At 61.1% G+C, this 25,483-nt stretch carries 24 protein-coding genes; 6 read left to right on the top strand and 18 right to left on the bottom strand.

What is annotated here, in order from left to right:
* Window positions 1-27 precede the first annotated feature (27 nt).
* The 3 genes from IF654_RS02300 to tkt form a co-directional block, all read right to left on the bottom strand.
* Window positions 28-1,191, bottom strand: coding sequence for a phosphoglycerate kinase (locus tag IF654_RS02300; protein WP_047278213.1), 1,164 nt, complete (start codon window positions 1,189-1,191; stop codon window positions 28-30).
* Window positions 1,192-1,211: 20 nt separating this feature from the next.
* Window positions 1,212-2,273 (bottom strand): erythrose-4-phosphate dehydrogenase, encoded by a 1,062-nt coding sequence (epd, locus tag IF654_RS02295; RefSeq protein ID WP_047278215.1) that lies wholly within the window; start codon window positions 2,271-2,273, stop codon window positions 1,212-1,214.
* Window positions 2,274-2,424: 151 nt separating this feature from the next.
* Entirely contained in the window at window positions 2,425-4,422 is a 1,998-nt protein-coding gene (tkt, locus tag IF654_RS02290; protein ID WP_047278217.1) for a transketolase, read from the bottom strand.
* Between the two features lie 260 nt (window positions 4,423-4,682).
* Here tkt and IF654_RS02285 point away from each other — a divergent pair, with 260 nt between their 5' ends.
* The 4 genes from IF654_RS02285 to IF654_RS02270 all read left to right on the top strand — a co-directional run bounded on the left by IF654_RS02285 (window position 4,683) and on the right by IF654_RS02270 (window position 9,218).
* Window positions 4,683-5,678 carry an ArsR/SmtB family transcription factor gene (locus tag IF654_RS02285; protein WP_047279390.1) on the top strand — a complete coding sequence of 332 codons (996 nt, stop codon included), beginning with the start codon at window positions 4,683-4,685 and terminating at the stop codon, window positions 5,676-5,678.
* Between the two features lie 19 nt (window positions 5,679-5,697).
* Window positions 5,698-6,888, top strand: a complete 1,191-nt coding sequence (gene metK, locus IF654_RS02280) for a methionine adenosyltransferase (protein WP_194862796.1) — start codon at window positions 5,698-5,700, stop codon at window positions 6,886-6,888.
* A 167-nt stretch (window positions 6,889-7,055) separates the two neighbouring features.
* On the top strand, window positions 7,056-8,738 hold the full coding sequence (ligB, locus tag IF654_RS02275; protein WP_194862797.1) for an NAD-dependent DNA ligase LigB: 1,683 nt from the start codon (window positions 7,056-7,058) through the stop codon (window positions 8,736-8,738).
* An 84-nt stretch (window positions 8,739-8,822) separates the two neighbouring features.
* Window positions 8,823-9,218, top strand: a complete 396-nt coding sequence (locus tag IF654_RS02270; RefSeq protein WP_047278226.1) for a DUF1090 domain-containing protein — start codon at window positions 8,823-8,825, stop codon at window positions 9,216-9,218.
* A gap of 72 nt (window positions 9,219-9,290) precedes the next feature.
* Here IF654_RS02270 and IF654_RS02265 read toward each other — a convergent pair whose 3' ends face one another.
* The gene (locus tag IF654_RS02265; protein ID WP_047281449.1) at window positions 9,291-9,740 is read right to left on the bottom strand and encodes a c-type cytochrome; all 450 of its coding nucleotides are present in this window, start codon (window positions 9,738-9,740) and stop codon (window positions 9,291-9,293) included.
* A gap of 128 nt (window positions 9,741-9,868) precedes the next feature.
* Between IF654_RS02265 and mltA the strand changes: the two genes are divergently transcribed.
* Entirely contained in the window at window positions 9,869-11,014 is a 1,146-nt protein-coding gene (mltA, locus tag IF654_RS02260) for a murein transglycosylase A (RefSeq protein WP_047279394.1), read from the top strand.
* Between the two features lie 72 nt (window positions 11,015-11,086).
* Here mltA and IF654_RS02255 read toward each other — a convergent pair whose 3' ends face one another.
* From IF654_RS02255 to IF654_RS02245, 3 genes are read right to left on the bottom strand one after another with little or no spacing between them, the layout of a single operon-like run.
* Entirely contained in the window at window positions 11,087-11,989 is a 903-nt protein-coding gene (locus IF654_RS02255; protein WP_047278232.1) for a transporter substrate-binding domain-containing protein, read from the bottom strand.
* Between the two features lie 25 nt (window positions 11,990-12,014).
* A complete protein-coding gene (locus IF654_RS02250) occupies window positions 12,015-12,365 on the bottom strand; it encodes a RidA family protein (RefSeq protein ID WP_047278234.1) in 351 nt (116 codons plus the stop codon).
* A 28-nt stretch (window positions 12,366-12,393) separates the two neighbouring features.
* Entirely contained in the window at window positions 12,394-13,635 is a 1,242-nt protein-coding gene (locus IF654_RS02245; RefSeq protein ID WP_047283222.1) for a D-amino acid dehydrogenase, read from the bottom strand.
* A 109-nt stretch (window positions 13,636-13,744) separates the two neighbouring features.
* Here IF654_RS02245 and IF654_RS02240 point away from each other — a divergent pair, with 109 nt between their 5' ends.
* A complete protein-coding gene (locus IF654_RS02240; protein ID WP_048375389.1) occupies window positions 13,745-14,653 on the top strand; it encodes a LysR family transcriptional regulator in 909 nt (302 codons plus the stop codon).
* Window positions 14,654-14,734: 81 nt separating this feature from the next.
* On the opposite strand, the gene IF654_RS02235 is transcribed toward IF654_RS02240, so the two are convergent.
* The 11 genes from IF654_RS02235 to sctN form a co-directional block, all read right to left on the bottom strand.
* Entirely contained in the window at window positions 14,735-16,723 is a 1,989-nt protein-coding gene (locus tag IF654_RS02235) for a pyrroloquinoline quinone-dependent dehydrogenase (RefSeq protein ID WP_094987249.1), read from the bottom strand.
* A gap of 1 nt (window position 16,724) precedes the next feature.
* Complete coding sequence (locus IF654_RS02230; protein ID WP_047278243.1) at window positions 16,725-17,102, bottom strand: hypothetical protein; 378 nt, start codon at window positions 17,100-17,102, stop codon at window positions 16,725-16,727.
* 240 nt (window positions 17,103-17,342) lie between these two features.
* Complete coding sequence (locus tag IF654_RS02225; RefSeq protein WP_194862798.1) at window positions 17,343-18,608, bottom strand: cation:proton antiporter; 1,266 nt, start codon at window positions 18,606-18,608, stop codon at window positions 17,343-17,345.
* Window positions 18,609-18,771: 163 nt separating this feature from the next.
* A complete protein-coding gene (gene sctU / locus IF654_RS02220; protein ID WP_047278247.1) occupies window positions 18,772-19,818 on the bottom strand; it encodes a type III secretion system export apparatus subunit SctU in 1,047 nt (348 codons plus the stop codon).
* Complete coding sequence (sctT, locus tag IF654_RS02215; RefSeq protein ID WP_047278249.1) at window positions 19,815-20,603, bottom strand: type III secretion system export apparatus subunit SctT; 789 nt, start codon at window positions 20,601-20,603, stop codon at window positions 19,815-19,817. Before sctT ends, sctU begins: the two co-directional genes overlap by 4 nt.
* The gene (gene sctS / locus IF654_RS02210; RefSeq protein ID WP_047279175.1) at window positions 20,600-20,866 is read right to left on the bottom strand and encodes a type III secretion system export apparatus subunit SctS; all 267 of its coding nucleotides are present in this window, start codon (window positions 20,864-20,866) and stop codon (window positions 20,600-20,602) included. The genes sctT and sctS overlap by 4 nt, the downstream gene beginning before the upstream one ends.
* The gene (sctR, locus tag IF654_RS02205) at window positions 20,863-21,522 is read right to left on the bottom strand and encodes a type III secretion system export apparatus subunit SctR (RefSeq protein ID WP_047278251.1); all 660 of its coding nucleotides are present in this window, start codon (window positions 21,520-21,522) and stop codon (window positions 20,863-20,865) included. The genes sctS and sctR overlap by 4 nt, the downstream gene beginning before the upstream one ends.
* The gene (gene sctQ / locus IF654_RS02200; RefSeq protein WP_194862799.1) at window positions 21,519-22,445 is read right to left on the bottom strand and encodes a type III secretion system cytoplasmic ring protein SctQ; all 927 of its coding nucleotides are present in this window, start codon (window positions 22,443-22,445) and stop codon (window positions 21,519-21,521) included. The genes sctR and sctQ overlap by 4 nt, the downstream gene beginning before the upstream one ends.
* Window positions 22,442-23,662, bottom strand: coding sequence for a type III secretion system needle length determinant (locus IF654_RS02195; RefSeq protein WP_169859485.1), 1,221 nt, complete (start codon window positions 23,660-23,662; stop codon window positions 22,442-22,444). Before IF654_RS02195 ends, sctQ begins: the two co-directional genes overlap by 4 nt.
* Window positions 23,659-24,126 carry a type III secretion system stalk subunit SctO gene (gene sctO / locus IF654_RS02190; RefSeq protein ID WP_179765324.1) on the bottom strand — a complete coding sequence of 156 codons (468 nt, stop codon included), beginning with the start codon at window positions 24,124-24,126 and terminating at the stop codon, window positions 23,659-23,661. Before sctO ends, IF654_RS02195 begins: the two co-directional genes overlap by 4 nt.
* Window positions 24,123-25,445, bottom strand: a complete 1,323-nt coding sequence (gene sctN / locus IF654_RS02185; protein WP_047279179.1) for a type III secretion system ATPase SctN — start codon at window positions 25,443-25,445, stop codon at window positions 24,123-24,125. The genes sctO and sctN overlap by 4 nt, the downstream gene beginning before the upstream one ends.
* Window positions 25,446-25,483: the final 38 nt, after the last annotated feature.

Genomic DNA, 25,483 nt, shown 5'->3' with positions numbered 1-25,483 from the left:
TGCTTCCTTTCAGGGCCTGATTCACGTTCAGGCTTTCGCGCGGCTTTCCAGAACGTCCACGGCAGGCAATACCTTGCCTTCAACGAATTCCAGGAACGCACCGCCACCGGTCGAGATGTAAGAGATTTTGTCAGCAACGCCGTACTTGTCGATGGCGGCCAGTGTGTCACCACCGCCTGCAATCGAGAATGCAGCGCTGTCAGCGATGGCGTGGGCCAACACTTTGGTGCCATTGCCGAACTGGTCAAACTCAAAAACGCCGACCGGGCCGTTCCACAGAATAGTCTTGGATGATTTCAGCAGCTCGGCGAAGTGCGCAGCCGTCTGCGGGCCGATGTCCAGAATCATGTCGTCTTCTGCCACGTCAGCAATCAGTTTGACAGTGGCTTCAGCGCTTTCAGCGAATTCCTTGGCCACCACCACGTCGGTCGGCAACGGCACATTGACCTTGGCGGCGATGGCGCGCGCGGTGTCCAGCAGGTCGGGTTCGTACAGCGACTTGCCCACCGGGTGGCCGGCCGCCGCGAGGAACGTGTTGGCAATGCCGCCGCCCACGATCAGCAGGTCGCAAATCTGGCTCAGGCTGTTCAGGACGTCGAGTTTGGTCGACACCTTGGAGCCCGCGACAATCGCAGCCATGGGTTTGGCCGGGGCGCCCAGGGCTTTGCCCAGCGCTTCCAGCTCGGCAGCCAGCAACGGACCTGCCGCTGCAACCTTGGCGAACTTGGCCACGCCGTGGGTCGAACCTTCGGCGCGGTGCGCGGTGCCGAAAGCGTCCATCACGAACACGTCGCACAAGGCCGCGTATTGCTTGGCCAGTTCATCGGCGTTCTTCTTTTCGCCCTTGTTGAAGCGCACGTTCTCGAACAACACGATGTCGCCGGCGTTCACGTCGACGCCATTGAGGTAGTCGCTCACCAGCGGCACTTCACGGCCCAGCGCCTTGCTCAGGTAGTCAGCCACGGGCTTGAGGCTGTTTTCAGCGGAGAATTCGCCTTCAGTCGGGCGGCCCAGGTGCGAGCAGACCATGACCGCCGCGCCTTTTTCCAACGCCAGCTTGATGGTCGGCAGCGAAGCAAGGATGCGCGCATCGCTGGTGACAACACCGTCCTTGACTGGGACGTTGAGGTCTTCGCGGATCAGTACGCGCTTACCTTGCAGATCGAGGTCGGTCATCTTCAACACGGTCATGGGTCGCAGTTCCTGAGTTTCTAATGTGAGAGAACGGTTTTTGGGTGAGTTACATGCAGATAGTGCTCTGCCACATCGATCATTCGATTGGCAAAACCCCATTCGTTGTCAAACCAGGCCAGCAGGTTAACCAACCGCGGGCCGGACACACGGGTCTGGCTGGCATCGACAATCGCCGAATGCGGGTCATGGTTGAAATCACAGCTGGCATGGGGCAATTCGGTATACGCCAACAAGCCTTTGAGCGGGCCGCTGGTCGCGGCCTCGCGCAACATCCGGTTCACTTCCACCGCGGTGGTGTCGCGCGCGGTGACCAACGTGATATCCAGGCATGACACATTCAAGGTCGGCACCCGTACGGCTTTGGCTTGAATTCGGCCAGCAAGTTCCGGCAGCAAACGTTCAATACCTTTGGCCAGACCGGTGGACACCGGAATCACTGACTGAAACGCCGAGCGTGTACGACGAAGGTCTTCGTCATGGTAAGCATCAATCACCGGCTGATCGTTCATCGCCGAGTGAATGGTGGTGATCGACACGTACTCCAGACCAAACGCCTGATCCAGCAGACGCAACAGCGGCACGCCGCAGTTGGTGGTGCATGACGCGTTGGAAATCAGGCGCTCGGTGCCGGTCAGGCTGTGCTGGTTCACGCCGTACACGATGGTGGCGTCGGCATCGGCCTCGCTGGCCATCGGTTGCGAAAACAATACAGCGGGGGCCCCGGCGTCGAGAAAACGCTGGCCATCGGTGCGCGTGTTGTAGGCACCGGAACATTCCAGTACCAGATCAACACCGAGCGCGGCCCAGTCGATCCCTTCAGGGGTGGCACTGCGGAACACTTTCACGCAGTCGCCATTGATATGCAGGCAGTCGCCTTCGATCCGGATCTCGCCGGGAAACCGGCCATGCGTGGAGTCGAAGCGCGTCAAATATTCGAGGCTGGCCATATCGGCCAAGTCATTGAGGGCAACAATTTCAAACCCGGCAGCCGCTCCCCGCTCACACAACGCACGCAAGACGCAACGACCAATGCGGCCGTAGCCGTTGAGTGCAACTTTGTAAGGACGCGGTTGAGGCATGGGGTTCTCTTATTCTTCAAAACCTGCAGTCGCTGCCCAAAGCTGCGATCAGGCCCGCAGGCCTTCAGCAAAGGGTTGCACAGCGCCCCTTCACAACCATGGGCAACGACGACGGGAAGCGCGGCAGCCAAAGGGCCGCCGCGTCGGGCGTTTAGTCTTCGAGCAGTTCTTCAGCCTGACCCAGGATGTTTTCCAGGGTGAAACCGAACTCTTCGAACAAGGCAGGCGCAGGCGCCGACTCGCCGTAGGTGGTCATGCCGATGACGCGACCTTCCAGGCCAACGTACTTGTACCAGTAGTCTGCGTGGGACGCTTCGATGGCAATACGCGCGCTGACCTGCAACGGCAGAACCGATTGCTTGTAGCCTGCGTCCTGCGCTTCATACACGCTGGTGCATGGCATCGACACCACGCGGACCTTGCGGCCTTGCTCGGTCAGCTTCTCGTAAGCCTGAACCGCCAGACCGACTTCGGAACCGGCCGAGATCAGGATCAGCTCAGGCTCGCCTGCACAGTCCTTGAGCACGTAACCACCGCGGTTGATGTCGGCAATTTGCGCGGCATCACGGGTTTGGTGGTTGAGGTTCTGACGCGAGAAGATCAGCGCCGACGGGCCGTCCTTACGCTCCAGAGCGAACTTCCAGGCCGCTGCGGATTCCACCGCGTCAGCCGGGCGCCAGGTGTCCAGGTTCGGCGTGGTGCGCAGGCTGGTCAGTTGCTCGATGGGCTGGTGCGTCGGGCCGTCTTCGCCCAGACCGATGGAGTCGTGGGTGAACACGTAAATCACGCGCTGCTTCATCAGGGCCGACATGCGAATGGCGTTGCGGGCGTATTCCATGAACATCAGGAAGGTCGCGCCGTAAGGCACCAGACCGCCGTGTACTGCCACGCCGTTCATGATGGCGCTCATGCCGAACTCGCGCACGCCGTAGTACACGTAGTTACCGTTGGCGTCTTCAGCCGACACACCTTTGCAGCCTTTCCACAGGGTCAGGTTGGAACCGGCCAGGTCGGCCGAGCCGCCCAGCAGTTCCGGCAGCAGCGGGCCGAAGGCATTCAGAGTGTTCTGGCTGGCTTTACGGCTGGCGATGGTCTCGCCTTTGGCCGCGACTTCGTTGATGTAGGCCGTGGCCTTGGCATCGAAGTCAGCGGGCAGTTCGCCGCTCAGGCGACGGGACAGCTCTGCCGCCAGTTCCGGGAACTCGGCCGCATAGGCTGCAAAACGTTTTTCCCACTCGGACTCAACGGCAGCACCGGCTTGCTTGGCGTCCCATTCGGCGTAGATATCAGCCGGGATTTCAAACGGGCCGTGGTTCCAGTTCAGCGCCTGGCGGGTCAGGGCGATTTCGTCGTTGCCCAGCGGAGCACCGTGGCAGTCTTCTTTGCCCTGCTTGTTCGGCGAACCGAAACCGATGGTGGTCTTGCAGCAGATCAGCGTTGGCTGGTCGCTTTTGCGCGCGGTTTCGATGGCGGTCTTGATCTCTTCCGGATCGTGGCCGTCAACATTGCGGATCACTTGCCAGTTGTAGGCTTCGAAACGCTTTGGCGTGTCGTCGGTGAACCAGCCTTCAACTTCGCCGTCGATGGAGATGCCGTTGTCGTCGTAGAACGCGATCAGCTTGCCCAGACCCAACGTACCGGCCAACGAGCCGACTTCGTGGGAGATGCCTTCCATCATGCAGCCATCACCCAGGAATACGTAGGTGTGGTGGTCGACTACCGTGTGGCCAGGGCGGTTGAACTGCGCGCCCATGACTTTTTCTGCCAGGGCAAAGCCCACGGCATTGGCCAGACCCTGACCCAACGGGCCGGTGGTGGTCTCAACACCCGGCGTGTAGCCCAGCTCCGGGTGACCCGGGGTGCGGCTGTGCAGTTGGCGGAAGTTTTTCAGGTCGTCGATCGACAGGTCGTAGCCGGTCAGGTGCAGCAACGAGTAGATCAGCATCGAACCATGGCCGTTGGACAGCACGAAGCGGTCACGGTCAGCGAACGACGGGTTGCTCGGGTTGTGCTTCAGATAATCGCGCCACAGTACTTCGGCGATATCCGCCATGCCCATCGGGGCACCCGGGTGGCCGCTGTTGGCTTTTTGCACGGCATCCATGCTGAGTGCACGAATGGCGTTGGCACGCTCACGACGGCTGGGCATCGCTGTTCTCCTGGGAATTGGTAAATAAAAACGAATCGGAAAAAGGCGAGCATTTTCCCTCAGGCAGCGCCCTCGGGCAATGACAGATAGTCACTTGAATCATTTTTCCTGTGCTTAACCGTTCAATCTGTTGAGGATTGGACCGCTGCGCTCGTCATTACACTTAAGCCGTCCGACCAACGTGCCAGTTATCGACCAATATCAAAATGTTTTGATATTGGCCTTGCGACGACAGAACGGGGTAACTAGACTGCGACCCCATGAACTTACGCGTGCCTTCAATTCGCCATGACGATTGCGATGAGCTCTCCGCCTTGTGCAAGGCTGGAGGCGACCCGCTGCGACTGAATGTGCTGCGCGCGTTGGCCAACGATTCATTTGGTGTGCTGGAGCTGACCCAGATTTTCGCGACCGGCCAATCTGGCATGAGCCATCACCTCAAGGTGCTGTCCCAGGCCGGGCTGGTGGCTACACGGCGTGAAGGCAACGCGATCTTTTATCGCCGCGCCCTGCCCCACACCGAACAATTGGGCGGCACGTTGCACGCCGCGTTACTGGGTGAGGTCGACAACCTGACCCTGCCCGCCGACGTACAGGCACGTATCAGCGCCGTACACGGGCAACGCGCTGCCGCTAGCCAAGACTTTTTCTCGCGCATTGCCGAGAAATTTCGCGCCCAGCAAGACCTGATTGCAGGCTTGCCGCAGTACCGGGACAGCGTATTGGCATTGCTCGACAAACTGAGCTTCACTGCGCCCGCCACTGCGTTGGAGGTCGGCCCCGGCGATGGCAGCTTCTTGCCTGATCTGGCCCGACGCTTTGACCAGGTCACGGCACTGGACAACAGCCCGGCGATGCTTGAACTGGCGCGTCAGGTGTGTGAGCGCGAATCACTGAACAACGTCAGCCTGATCCTGGCCGACGCGCTCAACGGTTCGCAGATTCAAGTCGATTGCGTGGTGGTGAACATGGTCCTGCACCATTTCGCCGCACCGGCCGAAGCAGTGAAGCAACTGGCCACCTTGCTGCAACCTGGCGGTAGCCTGCTGGTAACAGAGTTGTGTAGCCATAATCAGGCGTGGGCCCGCGAGGCGTGCGGCGATTTGTGGCTAGGTTTTGAACAAGATGATCTGGCCCGTTGGGCCACCGCTGCGGGACTCGTTCCCGGGGAAAGCCTCTATGTAGGCTTACGTAATGGTTTCCAGATTCAGGTCCGCCACTTTCAGCGACCTTCTGGCGACACTCACCATCGGTAAATATTAGGAAACCGTCGAGATGAGCGAATACTCCATTTTCACCTCCGAGTCCGTGTCTGAAGGGCATCCGGACAAAATCGCCGACCAGATTTCTGACGCGGTGCTGGACGCCATCATTGCTGAAGACAAGTTCGCCCGTGTGGCGTGCGAGACTCTGGTGAAAACCGGCGTAGCGATCATCGCCGGCGAAGTGACCACGTCGGCCTGGGTTGACCTGGAGCAGATCGTTCGTGACGTGATCACCGACATCGGCTACACCAGCTCTGACGTCGGCTTCGACGGCGCTACCTGCGGCGTGATGAACATCATCGGCAAGCAGTCCCCTGACATCAACCAGGGTGTTGACCGCGCCAAGCCTGAAGATCAGGGCGCCGGCGACCAGGGCCTGATGTTCGGCTACGCCAGCAACGAAACTGACGTGCTGATGCCAGCGCCGATCACCTTCTCGCACCAGCTGGTTCAGCGCCAGGCCGAAGCCCGTAAATCCGGCCTGCTGCCTTGGCTGCGTCCGGACGCAAAATCCCAGATCACGTGCCGCTACGACAATGGCAAGGTGGTGGGCATCGACGCAATCGTGCTGTCGACCCAGCACAACCCGGACGTCAGCGCAGCCGACCTGCGCGAAGGCGTGATGGAGCTGATCGTCAAGCACGTACTGCCTGCCGAACTGCTGCACAAAGACACCCAGTTCCACATCAACCCGACTGGCCAGTTCATCATTGGCGGCCCGGTGGGTGACTGCGGCCTGACCGGTCGCAAGATCATCGTTGACACCTACGGCGGCATGGCCCGTCACGGCGGCGGCGCATTCTCGGGTAAAGATCCTTCCAAGGTTGACCGTTCGGCGGCTTACGCGGGTCGTTATGTGGCCAAGAACATTGTGGCTGCCGGTCTGGCCGAGCGTTGCGAGATTCAGGTTTCCTACGCAATTGGCGTCGCTCAACCGACTTCGATCTCGTTGAACACCTTCGGCACTGGCAAAATCTCTGACGAGAAAATCATCAAGTTGGTGCGTGACGTGTTCGACCTGCGTCCTTATGCCATCACCAAGATGCTCGACCTGCTGCACCCGATGTACCAGGAAACCGCCGCTTACGGCCACTTCGGCCGCACGCCGCAGACCAAAACGGTCGGCGACGACACCTTCACCACGTTCACGTGGGAGCGCACTGACCGCGCTGAAGAGCTGCGCGCTGCCGCTGGCGTGTAACCGCGCCCCGCTGCACCCAAAAGCCCCGGAAAGGCAACTGTCCGGGGCTTTTTTGGTGCTGCGCCCGGTGAACGTGTTGCCCGCGAAACATGCGGTAAAGCTGCGGCACGGTCCGACTGAGAACCTGCACTAGCCTTAAGCATTCTTACCGGGCAAGGACCCTCATGATGCTGGTCACACTTCGTCTTCTAAGCGGGCTTGCGCTCGCGTTTCTCACGGCCTGTGCAGGCGCCGCCACCTGCCCCGACGGGTCACCGGCCCAGGCCAACCTGTCCATCAGCCGTCTCGAACAACAAGTGCAGATCTGGGATGACAGCTACCATCGCCTAGGCGTTTCCCTCGTGACGGATGCTCAATACGATCAAGCACGTGCGCGCCTGGAACAGTGGCAACGTTGCGTCGGCGCAACGCCTGCGAGTGACCCGCTGCACACAGCACGGGGCAAGGTGGCGCACCCCGTGCCCCACACCGGTCTGAGCAAACTGCCCGACGACCAGGCCGTTAAACGCTGGCTGGCCAACCGCCGGGGGATTTGGGTGCAACCCAAGGTCGACGGCGTGGCCGTGACGCTGACCTATCGACAAGGCCAACTGCAACACGTGATCAGCCGGGGGGACGGAGAGAAAGGTCAGGACTGGACAGCCTCGACCCTTACCCTCAATGCCATTCCCCGCACCTTGGCGCACCCCGTCACGCTGGTGCTGCACGGCGAACTCTACTGGCGCTTGCCCGGCCATGTCCAAGCCACCTCTGGCAGCCTGAATGCGCGCAGCCTGGTTGCAGGCCTGATGGCACGCCACACCCTCGCCCCTGAGCATGCCGAGCGTATTGGCCTGTTTGTCTGGGACTGGCCCGACGGCCCGGCCACGCTGAACGAGCGTTTGCAGCACCTGACCCGCCTGGGGTTTGTCGACAGCCAGACCTACAGCCAGCCAGTCGAACACTTCGAACAGGCGCGAGATTGGCGCCAGCGCTGGCACACCACGGCGTTGCCGTTTGCCACCGATGGCGTTGTGTTACGCCAGAGCGAACGCCCCGACGCCAAGCGCTGGCAGGCAAAACCCCCAAACTGGGCCGTTGCCTGGAAATACCCCCACGCCCAAGCCATCTCCGAAGTGCGCAGGGTGACGTTCAATATCGGCCGCACCGGGCGCATCACGCCGATGCTGACGCTGGCCCCCGTGACACTCGATGACCGGCGCATCCAGCGCATCAGCGTCGGCTCACTGCAACGCTGGCAAACCCTGGATATTCGCCCCGGAGACCACGTGGCCATCAGCCTCGCAGGCATGACCATTCCTCGCCTGGACAGTGTGGTGCTGCGCGTACCCGAGCGCCTTGAAGTCAACGCCCCCAACCCCCACAACTTCCACAGCCTGAGCTGCTGGCAGCCGACGCCGGGCTGCGAAAGCCAATTTTTGGCGCGACTGAACAGGTTGAGCAGCAAGCAGGGTCTGGCCCTACCGTTTGTCGGGCCCGGAACGTGGAAAAAGTTGATCCAGAGCGGACAAATCAACAGCCTGACCGATTGGTTGACCCTGGATGCTTCCCGGCTTGTTAAGATTGCGGGCTTCGGCGAGCGCAGCAGTGAACGTTTATTGACCAGTTTTCAGGGCGCCCGGCAACAACCGTTCGAGCGCTGGGTCAAAGCAATCGGGTTGCCGCCCACGGGGGACGCGGCGTTGGGCCACTCGTGGCAGGCGCTGGTTGCGCGTGATACCGACGCCTGGCGGGCAGAGCCGGGCATTGGCCCACGCCGTGCCGAACAATTGAGTGCGTTCCTGCAAGACCCGAACGTACGGGCAATAAGCGAAACATTACGGGCTGCTGCAGTGCCGGGCTTCGACTAGCCTGCTTCAGACTTATTCAACACCCATGCTGCGTTTCGCATTTTTGAACTGTGTGTATTGTCACTTTTTGTTATGGAGCTATTCATGAAATTTCTTTCACCGCTCGCCCTGTTTACTGTTTGCGGCCTGATGGCTGCCCCGCTGATGGCTGCGGATCAAGCGCCCGAGTTGAAGGGCTGCGCTGCCAAGATCAAAGAAATCGAAACTCAGCTGGAATACGCCCGCGCTCACAACAACAGCGGGCAGATTGCCGGTCTTGAAACAGCCCTGGAAAAAGTCAAAAAGTATTGCACCGATTCAAGCTTGAAGAAGGAGCGCGAAAGCAAGGTGCTCGATGCCAAGCATGAAGTCAGCCGGCGTCAGGCCGATCTGGACAAAGCCATGAAGAAAGGCGACCCGGAAAAAATCAACAAGCGCAAAGACAAGCTGGCTGAGTCGCGCAAAGAATTGCAAGAAGCGCTGGATCAACTGGACCAGTAAGCCTCACGCCAGCCTCGCACGGCCCTTTCACGCAGTGAGAGGGCCGGCCAAGCTGGGAATGTGAAGGCCTGATCAGTGGTTGCGAAATTCCTTGTGACACGCGCTGCACGTGTCTTCGACTTTCTGCACCGCAGGCGCGAGGTGGCTGGCCTTGTACGGTTGAACCTGACTGGCAATGACCAACTCACCCGTGGCCGCTTCCAGTTGACGGGCCAGGTCTTGAAAACGTGCCTGTTTTTGCCACACATCATCGGTCGCGCTGGTCTGGTCGGACTCTTTCACCTGCGGGAAATGCTTCCACGGCTCATGGGCCAATGCATCCAGCTTGATCGCGCCCTCGGCAAAACGCGGGCCATCAAACGGAATTCGCCCACGCAACATGCCGCCCAGGTCTTCACTGGTCTTGAGCATTTGTTTGAAAATCGCTTTGCGCTGGCCCAGCGGCGAATTGGGATCAACCCCACCACACGCCGACAGCGTCAGGCAGGCCAGCAGTACAACAGTCAATCGTTTCAGAGTCATGGTCGCTTCACATCACGAAAATCGGTCGCCAGTATCCTCGCGTCACCTGTAAAGACCAATACCCCTAATGAATATAAGGATTGCCCTGACGGTTCTCGAACCCCGGCAACCGCAAAGGAACATCGCAGATGAGTCGTCTTTTAAAGCCATGGGTGTGGGCCTTGCCCGTCGTCATGTTGTTGGCCGGCTGCAACGGCACCGATCAGGACGCCAAACAGCCTGAAGCCCCTCACACCACGTACAGCAAAGCGGACTGGAGTGCATTGCCCGAAGTGACCGGTACGGATCTGCAAGGCGGGTTCGCCTCTTGGCGCAGCGCCTGCACCCGGCTCAAGGCCGACGCCAACTGGGGCCGCATTTGCAGCGAGGCGGCCCAATTACCGGCCAGCCCGAGCGTGGCCCAGATCAGCGATTTTCTGCAAACCCACCTGGATGTCTACAGCCTGCGTTCGGCGCAGGGCAGCAGCGACGGCCTGATTACCGGTTATTACGAACCCGTCTACCCCGGCAGCCTGACAGCCAACGAGGTCGCCAAGGTGCCGGTTTACGGCGTGCCGTCCGACCTGATCGTGGTCAACCTCGACAGCCTCTACCCGGAACTCAAGGGCAAGCGTCTGCGCGGTCGCCTTGAAGGCCGTGTGATCAAACCCTACGACACCGCGGCCACCATCAATGCCCAAGGCCTGAACGCGCCTGTGATTGCGTGGTTGACCGACCCGATGGACCTGCAGTTCCTGCAGATCCAGGGTTCGGGCCGCGTGCAACTGGATGACGGCCGCCAATTGCGCATTGGCTACGCCGACCAGAATGGCCATCCCTACAAACCGATCGGCCGCTGGCTGGTGGAACAGGGGCAATTGAAGAAAGAAGACGTGACCATGGGCACCATTCACGCCTGGGCCATGGCGCACCCCGAGCGCGTCAACGAACTGCTGGCCAGCAACCCGAGCTACGTGTTCTTCACCCAAAATCCCGACAGCAACGAAGGCCCGCGCGGCTCGCTGAACGTGCCCCTGACCGCAGGCTACAGCGTGGCGGTGGACCGCAAGGTGATTCCACTGGGTAGCCTGTTGTGGCTCTCCACCACTCAGCCAGATGGCCAGCCCATCGTGCGCCCGGTAGCCGCACAAGACACCGGCGGTGCGATAGCAGGTGAAGTGCGTGCCGACTTCTTCGTCGGCACAGGCCCCGAGGCGGGCAAACTGGCGGGCGACATGAAGCAGAAAGGCAATATCTGGCTACTGTGGCCCAAAGGTGCAGCGCTGCCGGAGTGAAACCGGCGTTGACCCACCGTCTGTATCGCTGTCGAGCACTCGCTGATGCCGCTCGACAGCGACAGATCGGCGTTACTCCACCGGATCACTCACCGGCTTTGCGATGATTTGCTTTAACTCAGCGGTCATCGGGAACTCAAGGTTCAGGTTATTGGGCGCAATCGGTTGCTCGAACCAGCGCTGGTAGATGCCGTTGATTTCACCCGAGCTGTAGAGGTCGGCCAGGGTTTGATTCACCACCGCCAGAAATTGCGGGTCATCTTTGCGCACCATGCAGCTGTAGATTTCCCGCGATTGTTCGTCCCCGACCACCACCCAGTTATGCGGGTCGCGCGCCTTGGCGCGTTCGCCGTACAGCAATGCATCATCCATATAAAACGCCACGGCACGGCCGGTTTCGAGCATTTTGAACGCTTCGCCATGGTCTTTGGCGCTGATGACGTTCATGCCCATTTTGTGATCGGCGCTGTAGCTTTTGATGAAACGCTCATTAGTGGTGCCCGCGGTGGTCACTACGTTTTTCTCGCGCAGGTCATCAAACCCCTTGATGCCACTGTCCTTGGCGGTCAGCAACTGGCCTTTGACGTAGATAAACCCGTAGGAAAACGCCACCTGCTTCTGACGTTCAGCCGTAACGCCAGTTGAGCCGCACTCCAGATCCACCGTGCCGTTTTGCACCAGCGGGATGCGGGTTTGCGACGTCACCAGGTTGTATTTGATGTTCAGGGGCTTGTCGCCCAGCTTCTTTTGCACGTTTTCGACGATTTTATTCGCCAGATCCACCGAGTAGCCCATGGGCTTGCCCGAATTGTCGCCGACATACGAGAACGGCACCGACGCGTCCCGATAGCCGAGGGTGATGCGCCCCGAATCCGCGATCTTTTTCAACGTGCCCTGCAACGGTGCGTCATTGGCGGATACTGCCTGACTGATCAGCAGGCCCAGCGTGCAACTGATCAAGGTGAGTTTTTTCATCTTCTTATTTCCCCTTTAAAACAGATTAACGACGTACAGCAATCACGCTGATTTCCACCAGCACTTCGGGCCGCGCCAGCTCGGCTTGCAGCGTGGTACGGGTCGGCGCCTTGCCAGCCGACAGCCAGGCCGACCACACCGCATTCATGGCCGCAAAATCACGCTGGATGTTTTGCACATAAATAGTGGCGTTGAGAATGTGGTCTTTGTCACTGCCTGCTTCGGCCAACAGCGCATCAATCTTGCCCAGCACTTCTTCGGTTTGCGCGGCAATGTCCTGAGTGTGCGTGGGAACTTGCCCGGACAAAAACACCAACGCCTCAAACGTCGCGGCGGCGCTCAAACGGTCATTGCTGTTAATTCGGTGAATCGTCATCGGGTGGTTCCTTGTTGTGGGTACAGATTCAAGCGGCATGGGGCGCAAGGCCCTGCATGTCGATGGAAGGTTGGCGCTGCGCGATCAATTCCGTCAGCAATCGGCCGCTGCCACAGGCCAGCGTGAAGCCCAGGGCGCCATGCCCCAGGTTGAGCCACAAGTTGCGATAGCCGCTGGCCCCCAGGATCGGCACACCCGTCGGTGTTGCAGGGCGCATGCCAGCCCATTCGATGGCGTCGCCATAGTCACCGGCCTCAGGGAAGGTGCTTTGCGCCAACTGGCGCATTTGAGCCAGGCGCTTGGGGTCCGGCGCTGCGTCGAACCCGACGATGTCGACCATCGCGGCGATACGCAACTGGTCGCCAATGCGTGCGTACACAATCTTGCGGTCGTAGTCGGTGAGGCTCACATCCGGGGCTTTTTTCACATCGGCCAAGGGCAAGGTCAGGCTGTAGCCCTTGAGCGGGTACATCGGCAGGTCCAGTCCGGGTAAGCGCAGCGCAGGGCTGTTGTGGCCCGCAGCCAGTACCAGTTGACTGACCGGCAACAGGTCATGCCCCATCTCAACCGCGGTCACGGCACCCTGATGGTGCACGAGACGCGTCACGGTTTTGCCCAACAAAAACGTGCAACGGCCAGAGGCGTGCAAGCGCGCCACCAACTGCTGACAAAACAGATGGCAATCGCCCACCTCCTCGTCCGGGGTGTAAATACCGCCGACAAAGGGAGCGCCTTGCAGACCCGGCTCCAGCGCCGCGCACTCACTGGCTGACAGCGCCTGTTGAAACGAGCTGTGGATAACCTTTTGCCGCGCCTTATCGAAGTGCGCGGGTTCACGAAAGGCCACGAGTTTGCCATTGCGCCGCCACTCGAAGCCGTCGAGCTGATCTTCTTCGCGCCACTGCTGCAAGGTGGCCTGGCTAAGCAGCGCCAAGCGCAGCAGGTGCGCACCGTTGCGCTGATTGACCGAGCCCCGGCAAGCGCCGACAAACGAGGCCAGCCAACGCCATTGAGCAGGGTCCATGCGCGGGCGAAGTTTGAGGGGCGAATCGGCGCGCAGCATCCACCCCAAGGCTTGCCACGGCACCCCGGCGTCGGCCAGGGGCGCCACATAGCGATACGACAACTGGCCACCATTGGCGAAACTGGTCTGACTGCCGAGGGTGGGCTGGGCTTCGATCAGCGTCACGTCAAAACCTTCGCGCACCAGCGCATACGCTGTTGCCAGCCCGATAACGCCGCCGCCGATGATGCAAACCCGCTGTGCCATGTCAGTCCTTAACCCAAAGTTATGCGGCTTTCAGATTAGGGGCAGGTGACAGGCCGCGAACAATGAATAAAGATGCTCATCCCATAAACAAAGGTTATGGACGACTGCCATGCGTTTGCGACATATCGAGGTTTTTCAGGCCATCCGCCAAACCGGCTCGGTGAGTGCCGCTGCCCAGTTGCTGCACGTCTCGCAACCGGCGGTCAGCAAGGTGTTGCAGCACGCCGAATTACAACTGGGGTTTGCGTTATTCCTGCGGGTACGCGGCAAACTCCAGCCCACGCCCGAAGCGCTGTTGCTGGAGCGTGAGGTTGATAAAGTCACCGAAAGCCTGCAAGGCGTGCAGCGCCTGGCCGCCAGCCTGCGCCGCGAGCCGGGGCATCGTTTGCGCATCGGCAGCACCCCGGCGCTGGCCCTGTCGCTGATGCCGCCGGTCATCAATGAATGGACCCGGCGCTACCCCGACACCCGGTGCGAACTGGCCAGCGCGCATACCCGCGAATTGGTGCAAAACCTGCTGATGCGCGAACTCGACGTCGCCCTGACCTTCAAACAACCCGATCACCCCGGCATCAAGGCGCAGGCGCTGGCCCACGGCGTGCTGGTGGCACTGGCACCACGGGATTACTGGCCCGACGCCGAGCTCGGGTTGCCGCTGGCACTGGATGAGTTGGCGAATGCACCGCTGATTGGCCTGAGCAGCGCAGACCCGCTGTTTGCGCGATTTGAACGTTACCTGCAAGCCATCGAACCGCCGCCCCGTATCCGGCTGGCGGTGCAGACCTATTCACTGGCCAGCGCCATGGTGGAGTCGGGTGCCGGGCTTGCCGTGATTGACCCGTTTACCGCGTTGGGGGCATCACGCGAGCGCACCAGGATCCGGCCCCTGACCCCCGCCTTGCCGATCACGCTGTACGCCCTGACCCGAGCCGACGAACCGGGCCCGCATACGCTGGAGGGATTGCTGCAATTGTTCGCGCAACACGCCAGCGAACAGTTGCAGCGTTTGTCGCTGTAGACGTACTGCCACCCCGCGACGGGCTTTAAACCTCAAAGCCCGCCGCAGGGCGGCAGCCACTGCGCATGCAGGTGTCAGGCATTACTTCGGCAATGCGTACACCACCACCTGATCGCCCACTTGATCCTTGAGGATCGAGTTGCCCCCCGCGACGAAGGCCACGTATTGCCGGCCTTTGTATTCGTATACCGCAGGGTTGGCCACGGCGGGGGCCATGACGATGTCGGACCACAGCTCCTTGCCGTCATCCAGCGCGTAGGCACGGACTTTGGCGTCCATCGAGGCACCGATGAAGATCACGCCGCCCGCCGTCACCGCCGGGCCACCGATGGTGGGTGAGCCCATGTCTTGCGGCATGTACCAGCCCCACTGCTGAACCGCGCCCATCGGGCGACGCCACTTGACGTCGCCGGTGCGCATGTCCAGGGCCACGATTTCGCCGAACGGCGGCGCCCAGCATGGCATGCCGGCCCAGTTCTGCGCGTTCAGCAAGGACATGCCATACGGCGCGCCGATCTGCGGGTAGAAGCCGTTTTCGTTACCGGCGTCCTTGGGCTGTTTGTCGTACGCGGCGCGGTCCCACAGTTTGATCATCTGCACGATGTGCGAGGTGTTCACGATGGCCACCTGGTTGACCGGGTCAAACGCAACCCCGCCCCACTGCACGCCACCGGCACTGTCCGGGTAGGCGAGCACGCCATTGCCTTTGGTGCTCGGCGGCGAGTACATGCCGTTGTATTCCAGACCGTCCCACATCTTCGAGCACTGGCCAAAGCCAACGATGTCCGCGACTTTCCAGATCGCCGGTTTCTTGGACTGGTCCATCAACGGCGCAGGTTTGGTCGGGAACGGCTGGGTCGGTGAGTACACTTCGCCATCGGCATCGCCCTGCGGCACCGGACGCTCCTCGATCGGCCACACGTCTTCGCCGGTACGCCGGTCAACCGTGAACAGGAAGCCCATCTTGGTCGCTTGCACCAAGGCAGCCACCGGTTTGCCATTCACCGTAATGTCCATCAACGTCGGTGCCGAGTTGATGTCGTAATCCCACAGGTCATGGTGAACCCACTGACGCGACCAGACGACTTTGCCGGTGTTGATATCCAGCGCGGTGGTAGATGTGCCCAGCGGGATCGGCTTGGTGCGGTTGCCGCCCCAGTAGTTGGGCGACGGCGAGGACACCGGGATGTACAGCAAGCCCAGCGCCGGGTCGTAGGACATGGCCGTCCAGATGTTGGCCGTACCGGTTTTACCCTCTTCTTCAGGCGGAATCGGTTTGAACTCCCATTCCAGCTCGCCAGTGCGGGCGTTCAGGGCGAACAGCGAGCCCGGTGATTCGACTTCGTATTCCCAGTCTTTGCCCGCCCAGCCCACGATCAGTTTGTCGCCAATCACGGTAGGCGGTTGCAGGACCGACAGCGGCCATTTGGCGTTGAGGGTGTTCCACTGGTTGATGTCTACGACGCCATTTTTGCCGAAGTTTTCGCACGGCTTTCCGGTGTCGGCATCGACCGCAAACAGCTGCGCCGTCATGTTGCCCAGATACACGACTTTCTGGCAGGCCACCCCCGCTTGCGGGGTTTTCTCCTGCCAATAGGCCACGCCCCGGGATTTCAACGCAGGCTGGGTTTCGGCCACCAGAGGCGACTTGGTATCAAACACCCATTTCTCTTTGCCGGTCTCGGGTTCGAGGGCAATGATTCGGTAAAACGGCGTGCCGATGTACAAGGTGTCATTGGCAAAAATCGGCGTGGCCGACCAGACAGATGGCGGGATTTTGCCGGTGCCGGTGGACATGTCCCCGGTGAAGTACTGCCAGACCTTGGTCAGGTTGCCGACGTTATCCTTATTGATTTGCGTGAGGGGCGAATACTTTTGCGCACTCAACTGGCCGTGAAAGCTGTCCCATTCCTTGCCGTTCGGCGTCGGCAGCCTGGCGCTCTCGGCCGATACGCTCGACGGGGCCAGCAGCGGCGCGGGTACGGTGTAGGTGTCGGCCTGGGCCGTGGAAAAGCCCGCGAGCATGCACAAGGCCGGGGCGCTCAAAAGGTGTTTTTTCATTCCAGTCATGTCACGCGCTCCTGGTTGCCGGGGTGAAGGTTTCAATCACGACACCCACCGCGCCCACCGCCAGCACGGCGGCAGTCCACCACCCGTGCAAAAACAGGGCGGCGATAAAGGTCCCGATAATCCCCGCCCAACTCAAAAACAGGAGAAAGCCTCGCAGCCCGCCTGCATGGCTTTTGAGCAGTAACAGCCCGAGTACAACCATCACCAGTTCGGCAAACATCGCCGTCATCGCTCCGCCCGAGCCATCAATGCCCGACAGCGGGGTGAAGAAGCGCCACGCCGTGATGACCAGTGCCACCAGGGCCGCAACGATCAAAATATAAGCACCCACGTGACGCCTGGGCGTTGCCGCGGGTGACGCATAAGCAGATGTACTCATCCCTTTCCCCTTTTCCGTTATGTACACATTGGGTATGTAAGGAAAACCCGAACGAACAGGCGCACTCAGGCCATTGCCGAAAGCACCTTCAGCCAAACGAGATTCAGTGTAGTCAACGTGCAAGGAAGCACCCACAAGGATGCAAGAAGGGTCTTACGTAGTCGCTGTTGAGGGGCGAGGCTGCATGTGCAGCCTCGCACGGTTCGTCAGCGACCAGAGGGACTGTGCCGGGTGGCGGGGTTAATGCGCGCTGTCGCCCGCGGCGGGGGCAGGCGCATCTTGGGTCACGTGTCTGACCAGTTTGCCGATGGTCAACCCTTGGAACAGGATCGACGACAGCACCACGATGTAGGTGATACTCAGGATCAGGTCACGCTCCGGGCCCAGCGGCAACGCTAGTGCCAGAGCAACCGATACCCCGCCCCGCAGGCCGCCCCAGGTCAGGATGCGGATGGTGCCACGGGGCACGGCGCGCCAGCGGCGCAGCAACACAATGGCCGGGGCGACGGTGAGCAGGCGCGACAGCAGAATCGCCACGGCCAACGCACTGGCAGCCAGCAAATGCAGCCACGAGAACGGCAGCAGCAACAACTCCATGCCGATCAGCGCAAACAGCAGCGCGTTGAGCATGTCATCCAGCAACTCCCAGAAACCGTCCATGTAACGACGGGTCATCTCGTTCATGGCTTTGTTACGGCCCAGATTGCCGATAATCAGACCGGCCACCACCATCGCAATCGGCGCCGACACGTGCAGCTCGCTGGCCATGGCCGAGCCGCCGATCACCAGCGCCAGGGTCAGCATGACTTCGATCTGGTACTGCTCGATGCTTTTGATCATCCGGTACACCAGATAACCGATCAGCCCGCCAAACACCACGCCGCCAATGGCTTCGTGGGCGAACATCATGGCCGTGGCGCTGACACTGGGGGTTTCGCCCAATTGGACAATGCCCAGCAACACGGTGAACACCACAACGGCGGTGCCATCATTGAACAGCGACTCGCCCACGATGGTGGTTTTCAGGGGTTTGGAGGCGTTGGCGGTCCGCAGCACACCGAGTACTGCAATCGGATCGGTGGGGGAAATCAGCGCGCCGAACAGCAGGCAGTAGAGGAAGCTGATGTGCCAGCCGAACAGGCCAAAAATCCAGTACGCCAGGCTGCCGATCACCGTGGTGGCAATCAAGACACCCACGGTGGCCAACAAACCGATCGGCCAGCGGTAGCTGCGCACGTCGTTGAAGTTAACGTGCAAGGCGCCCGCAAACAGCAAAAAGCCCAGCATCCAGTTCATGAGCAGATCGCCAAAATCGATCTGGCCGATCAACTGTTGCACGCGGTCTTCGAGGCCCGGGTAGCCGAGTACGCTCAACCCTTGCAACAGCAGGGAAAATAATAGGGCGGTGACCATCACGCCAATCGTGGGCGGTAGGCCGATAAAACGGTAATTCACATACGTCAGCAACGACGTCAGGCAGATAAACGCAGCAACAAGCTCAAGCATCCGAGTTCCTGTGGTGGCGAGATGGAGGGAGGCCCGATCAGGCCGGGCGTTGGTTTGATGCAAAAGCCGGGTGCAGCGGCACATGGCCAAGCGTGACAAACCGACGCAACGCCCGGCCAGCATTGACCACAAAAGGCCTGCCAGGTTGCACGATCAGCCGGATTTACGGTTCTTTGTGCAAGTCGGCCAGCCAGCGCAACACTTCGGCCGTGGGCTCGATCAAATCGGCCGGAATGTACTGATCCACATGACCGCCCTGATACAACGCGCGCGCCAGCGGGATGCGCTGCAAAACCGGGATGCCTTCTTCCTCAGCGATGCGCCGCACCTGAAGCGCTTGGGCGTCGGTGTATTTGAGGGTAATCAGCGGCAACGGCGTCTCGCCCCGCACATATCGAATGCCAATGGCGATGTGCGTAGGGTTGGCGACGATGACCGACGAGCGCTGCACGTCAGCGCGCAGGTTGCTGGTCTGTAGCTCCTGGTGAAACTGCCGCCGTTTGCTCTTGATCTCGGGGCTGCCTTCCATTTCCTTGTACTCACGCTTGATCTCGTCCTTGCTCATGCGCAACTGCTTGTTGTGCTGATAGCGCTCAAACGCATAGTCCGCGGCTGAAATCAGCACAAAGCCGACACCGCACACCAGCATCAACTGCTCAAGCATCAGGCCGATGACCGGTGCAATGCAGCCCAGGCCGCAGGCGGGCAAGCGAATCAACGCGTTGAGGTTGCCCTCCAGCGTGACCCACACCAACAGCGTCAACAGCGCAACCTTGAGGGTGGACTTGAGAAACTCCACCAGGCTGCGAACCGAAAAGATCTTCTTCGCCCCTTCCACCGGGTTGATCTTTTTGAGGTCAGGCTTGATTGCGTCGCCACTGAGCAGAAAGCCGTATTGCGCCAGGTGCGAGGCGATCACCACCAGCGCGGCCACGGCCAGTATCGGCAGGCACAGGTACACCAGCTCCTGCATGAGGTTTTCCAGCACCAGCTCGAAGGCTTGGCCAAAGGGCAGGTTCAGGTAGGTGGCGGGCATCAGCATCAGGCCGCCCAAGTGTTCCATGTAGTACGACGAGGCGCCCATGAACAACGCGACCAAGGCCAGAATCAACGCCGTGGACACCACTTCACGGCTTTTGACCACCTGCCCCTTGACCCGCGCATCGCGCAGTTTCTTGGGCGTGGGCTGTTCGCTTTTTTCACCGCTCATCGCCCCTCCAGCACCGGCGTCAGTAACTGCACCGGGTCCAGCGCCAGCAACAGGCTGTCATAGGCGTGGGTCATCAGGACGTTGAGGTAAATCACCAGCAAAAAACTGGCGATGATGCTTTTGATCGGCATGGCCAGAATGAACACGTTGAGCGACGGCGCAAATCGGCTGATCAGGGCCAGTCCGAACTCTGCCAGAAACATCGCGATCAACAGCGGCGCGGCCAGCAGCACGCACAGGCTGAGCAGCTGGCTGAACTGGCTGTAGAAAAAAACCACCCATTGCTCGCCCACGTGCGGAAAAAACGTCGCCACCGGCCAGCTCACGTAGCTCTGGAACAGCGCCCCGAGCAACATCAAAAACGCGCCGCCGGAGAAAAACAACGTGATCAGGGTTTGCGTCAGCAATAACCCGGTGGGGCTCGTCTGGCTGCCCAGCGTCGGGTTCAGGGTCGAGGCAATCGAGGCGCCGCGCTGGTTGTCAATGATGAAACCGGTGGCCTCAATGGCCCAGAACGGAATGGTCGCCACGAAGCCGATCAACAGCCCCAGCAGGATTTCCTTGCCGATCACCAGCGCCAGCTCCAGCCCCGTCAGGGTCGCAGGCAGCGTGCCGGCCACGGCCGGGTAGATGAACAGCGCCAGCGAACAGGCCACGCCGTTGCGCACCAGCCCGCCACCGAGCATCTGTTTGCTCAGGATCGGCATCACCACAAAACAGCACAGGATGCGCGGCAACAGCAGCGTGTAGGCCAGCAGCAGCTGTTGCAGGTCCTGAATGCTCATCGGACCAGCGCCACCTTATGCAGCGTCATGTCCGCGAACGTGAACAGCTCGTTGCCCATCCAGCCCGCCGTGGCAAACAAAGTCACCACCACCGCCACCAGCTTGGCGACGAAGCCCAGGGTTTGTTCCTGGATTTGCGTCAGGGCTTGCAGCAGCGACACCAGTGTGCCGACGGCGGCGGCAATCAGCACCGTGGGCAGCGACAACACCAGCACCAGCCACAGGCTCTGGCTGGTGAAGTGCAGGATGTCGGCGTTGTTCACGGCCACACCCCGTAACTGATGACCAGCCCATGGGTCAGGCGCGCCCAGCCGTCGAGCAATACAAACAGCAACAGTTTGAACGGCAGCGAAATGGTCATCGGCGACACCATCATCATCCCCATCGCCAGCAGGATGTTGGAGATGATCAGGTCGATGGCAATAAACGGCAGGTAGATCAAAAAGCCGATTTCAAACGCGCGGGTCAGCTCACTGACGGTGAACGCAGGCAGCAGGATCAGCAGGCTGTCGGGTTCCAGACGGTCGGCGTATTCGGCGGGCCAGATCTGCCGCGTGCTGTCGACGAAAAACGCGTGCTCGCGGGTCTGGATCTGACGCTTGAGAAAATCGCGGTACGGCTGCATGCCTTCATCGAGAAACAGCTCGACCGATTCGGTTTTACTCAGGCTCACCTCATGGGTTTTCAGGTAGTCGCGGGTGGCGAACCCCACGGGAGCCATCACGTACACACTCAAAATAATGGCCAGCCCATACATCGCCATGTTGGGCGGGATTTGTTGCACGCCCAGCGCGTTGCGCAGCAGCGAAAACACCACCGTCATTTTGATAAACGATGTGGCCATCACCGCGATAAACGGCAACAGGGCCAGCAAGGCCAGCCCCATGATGAGGCTGAGTTCGTCCGGTAACTGAATCATGCGGCGCTGCCCGGCAACAGGCGGGTGACGCGCACCCCCAACCGATCCTGAATGCGCACCAGCTCACCGGTGCCGACGCAGCGCTGATTGGCCAGGATGCGCACCTCGCCTTCCAGCCCGCAGGCCAGATCAATCAGCGCGCCCGGCTCCAGCGCTGCCAGCGTGTGCAGGTCGAGGGTTTGACGACCCACCTCAAAACTGACCTGCACGTCGAGTTGATCGAGGCCTGCCAGGGCGTGGTCGGGGTCAGTCGGGGGCGGTGTGTGCATGGCGAGTACCTTGAGGTGAGAGTCTTCAGGAAGAACGTGCGCCCACGGGCGCCCTTCGATATGGGCCAGCAACGGGCTTTGCGCGTCGTGGTGCGCAGGCAACAGCAGCACATCGCCGGGGCAGACCGAATTCAACAGCGCGGGGGTCAGCGCCACGGGGCCCCACTGCAACGACAACACCAGCGCCACAGGCTGCATTTCGCGCAATGGCCGGGGCGCGAGCATGGCCAGCAGCGCGTCGGGATCTCCCTCAAGCCACCCCACTAACTGCTCGCTGCCACGGGACAGGCTGAGGCTCAAGCAAGGGGTTCGTGCGGTCGGCACACACGGCTCGACGGCTTCCCACACCAGGCCGTTGAACGACGCCGCTTCCACTTCCAGCAACGCCAGTTGCAGGGCGGGGGGCAAACTGGCGAAAGCCGCCTCCTGCAAGCGCGGCGCCAGCCATTGCGCCAGACAGGCGCGGTGGCACAACCAGCGCAGCGGCACGCCGCGCCAGTGAACCCGCAGCGCCATATCAAGACCCGCCGGAGGATGGCTGACCGCCAATTGCGCGTGCCCGTCCTCAAACGGGTAGCGGCTGCGGCACACCGCCAGGCGTTGCTGCAACGCCCACTCCTGCGGCTCGACCGCCTTAAGTCCCAGGCCGTTCATGGCTGCGGCTCCCACTCGTCATACACACTGCGTCGCTGACGCGAGCGCTGATCGCCGTCCTGGGCATTGCTGAATGACAGGTGCACCGGTTGCTCCGGGCTGACCCGTTGCAGACGCTCCAGCAGCTCATGGCGCGCCAGTTGCAACTGCAACAGGCTGCCGGGGCTGGCCTGAATATCGACTTGTAACTGACCGTGAATCGTCACCAACTGCACCTCCACATGCCCGAGCTGCGGCAAATGCACCTGCACCACACTGGCACTGCCGGTGGGGGTGACAGCGCACTGGATGTGCGGCTGCAACGCGCTGAGCAACTGCTGCACGTCCCGCGTCAAAACGGGGGCGGCCGGGGTGGGCTGTAAACGGGCGAGCAGCTTGTCGCCGGGGGTCATCAAGGCGGCGAACGCGTCAGGCGGGTCATCCACCAGGGGCAGATCGCGAGTCGGCTCGTCCTGAGGCGGGTCATCCTGAGCGCGGCTGTCGTTCGCAGGCGCAACCGGCGCCGCTGCGCCGTGGGAATCGACAGGGTGTACGTCACCTGCGGCGATGGACACGATGGTTTTCAACGCCTCCCGCAGCGTCAGCGGTGCGGCGGTGAGCGGCTGGGTATCGCCTTCAGGCTTGACGTGCTTCGCCGGTTCGGCAGCGACGGCAGCGGTGTGAAAGGGCGGTATCTGCGCCGGTTGTTGGGCTGCAAAAGGGAGGCTAACGCCCTCGGGCATGACGTCTCTGGCAGGTTCGGCAGGTTCGGCAGCGTCCGCAACGGTATTTAACGTGTCGATGGCAGGGTGTCGGGCAGGCAGTTGCGCGGCGGTGAGGGGCTGAGCATGATCGTGCGTCTTGGCGTGTACCGCTGCAGGTTCGCAGCCCTCGGCAACGTCGACAGCAGGTTTTAAGGTCTCCATCGCACGCACGGGCGGGCGCTGCGCCCTGTCCTCGACATTGAACGCTTCTGCGGCGTGCTGCCTGTGCTGTTCGTCGGCCGGGGGCGCAGGTGTCGCCTGGGGTTCAGGCCCTCTGAGCAACTGGGCGAACGCGTGATGAGCCTGTTGAAAGGATCTGCCCAGCGCCGACAGCGTCGGGCGCAACGGTGTCGGCACGTTCACTCGCGGTGCAAGCAGTGCCTGTTCAAAGTGCTGTTGCAGCGCTTTTTCAGGGGGCATCGGGGTTGGCGCCTCACCCGGCAGCGAAGGTTCGACCGGGCTGATGCGGGTCATGACACCACGTCCGGACGACGGAATTCATCGAGTTCCATTTCTTCTTTCAACTCATTCATGTGGCGTTCTTCGTCCAGTGCATGGCGGCTCAATTCGGTGAATTTTTCCACCTGTTGCTGCGCGTCCAGCAGCTTGCGCTGGCTCAAGCGCCACAACTCGCGCTCTTGCACCAGCACATGCGTGCGCTCGGCAATCGCTTGTTCGAGGCGGGCTTCTTCTTCACGCAACAGGGCCACCTGTTGTTGCCACCGCTCCAGTTTTTGCCGGTTGAACGGCTGCTCCTTGCACTGCTCGAACAGGCGCGCTTCCTCGGCCTGACGCCACTGTTGGTACTGCTGATGCTCGGTCACGCTCAAGGCCTGGGCGTGTCGGCAGGCCTTTACCCGCAGTTGATGGCGATGTTGTTCCTGCTCCGCCCGCCGGGCGCGCAAGGACTTGATGGTTAACAGCGTGTGCAAGGTCACTGGGCAAGGGCCTCCAGTTGGGCAAGGCTGTGCGGCAAGTTGCTGAGTTCGTGAGTCCCCTGACGCAACCAGTCCCGGATCGCAGGCATCTTGTCGATGGCGCGGTCGGCAATCGGGTCCTGGCCTTTCTGGTACTCACCGATCTTGAGCAGCAATTCCACTTCTTCGTATTTGGCCATCCACTCGCGCACCTGACTGGCCGCGTGCCGATGACTGGGGGTCACAATCTGGTTCATCACCCGGCTCACCGAGCGCAACACATCGATGGCCGGGTAGTGATTGGCCGCCGCCAGCTTGCGCGACAGGATGATGTGCCCGTCGAGGATCGAGCGGGTTTCATCGGCCACCGGCTCGGTCATGTCGTCGCCCTCCACCAGCACCGTGTACAGCGCGGTGATCGAGCCGGTGTCCGATTGCCCGGCGCGCTCCATCAACCGCGGCAAGGCGGCAAACACGGACGGTGGATAGCCACGGCGCGTGGGCGGTTCGCCCGCTGCCAGACCGATCTCCCGTTGGGCACGGGCAAAGCGGGTGACCGAGTCCATCAGCAGCAACACCCGCTTGCCCTGATCGCGAAAGTACTCCGCGATGCTGGTCGCCACGAAGCCCGCCTTGGCCCGTTCCATGGCGGGTCGGTCGGAGGTCGCCACCACCAGCACCGAACGCCGCAGGCCCTCTTCGCCCAGGTCGGACTCAATGAATTCGCGCACTTCGCGCCCGCGCTCACCCACCAGCGCGAGTACGATCACGTCCACTTCAGCGTTACGCATCAGCGTCGCCAGCAACGTGCTTTTGCCGCCGCCCGCCGCTGCAAAAATCCCCATGCGCTGGCCTTCGCCGCAACACAACAGCCCGTCCAGGGTGCGCACGCCCAATGAAATCGGGCGGGTAATCAGTTGGCGGCTCATGGGCGCGGGCGCGTCGCGATACACCGGATACCAGGCGGCCGGTTCGCCCAAGGGTCCGCCTTGCAAAGGCTGACCCAAGCCATCGAGCACCTGCCCGAGCAAATGTTCGCCCACGCCCACTTGGTGCATGGTGCCGGTCGGGCTGACCTCGGTGTTTGAGGAAATCCCGTGCATTTCTCCCAGCGGTGTCAGCAACGCCTGATGCTGCTGAAAACCAATGACCTCCGCCATCAATGACAACGAATGGTCCGGGTTGCGCAGGTGACACAACTCGCCAATGCGCACGCCCGGCACCACGGCCTTGAGCAACGTGCCGGTGACTTGCGTCACCCGGCCACGGATCTGAATCAGCCGGCATTGTTCAATGACGTGCTGCATCTGATCGGCGATGGGGTCAAAAGAGAGGGGCATGGTCGGCTTGGGTGTGGGGCTGGCCGCCATTTTAAAGA

Origin of the sequence: Pseudomonas lundensis, from assembly GCF_015377145.2 — a bacterium.
Taxonomy (GTDB): domain Bacteria; phylum Pseudomonadota; class Gammaproteobacteria; order Pseudomonadales; family Pseudomonadaceae; genus Aquipseudomonas; species Aquipseudomonas lundensis.
This window is presented reverse-complemented; position numbering and strand designations above follow the sequence as displayed.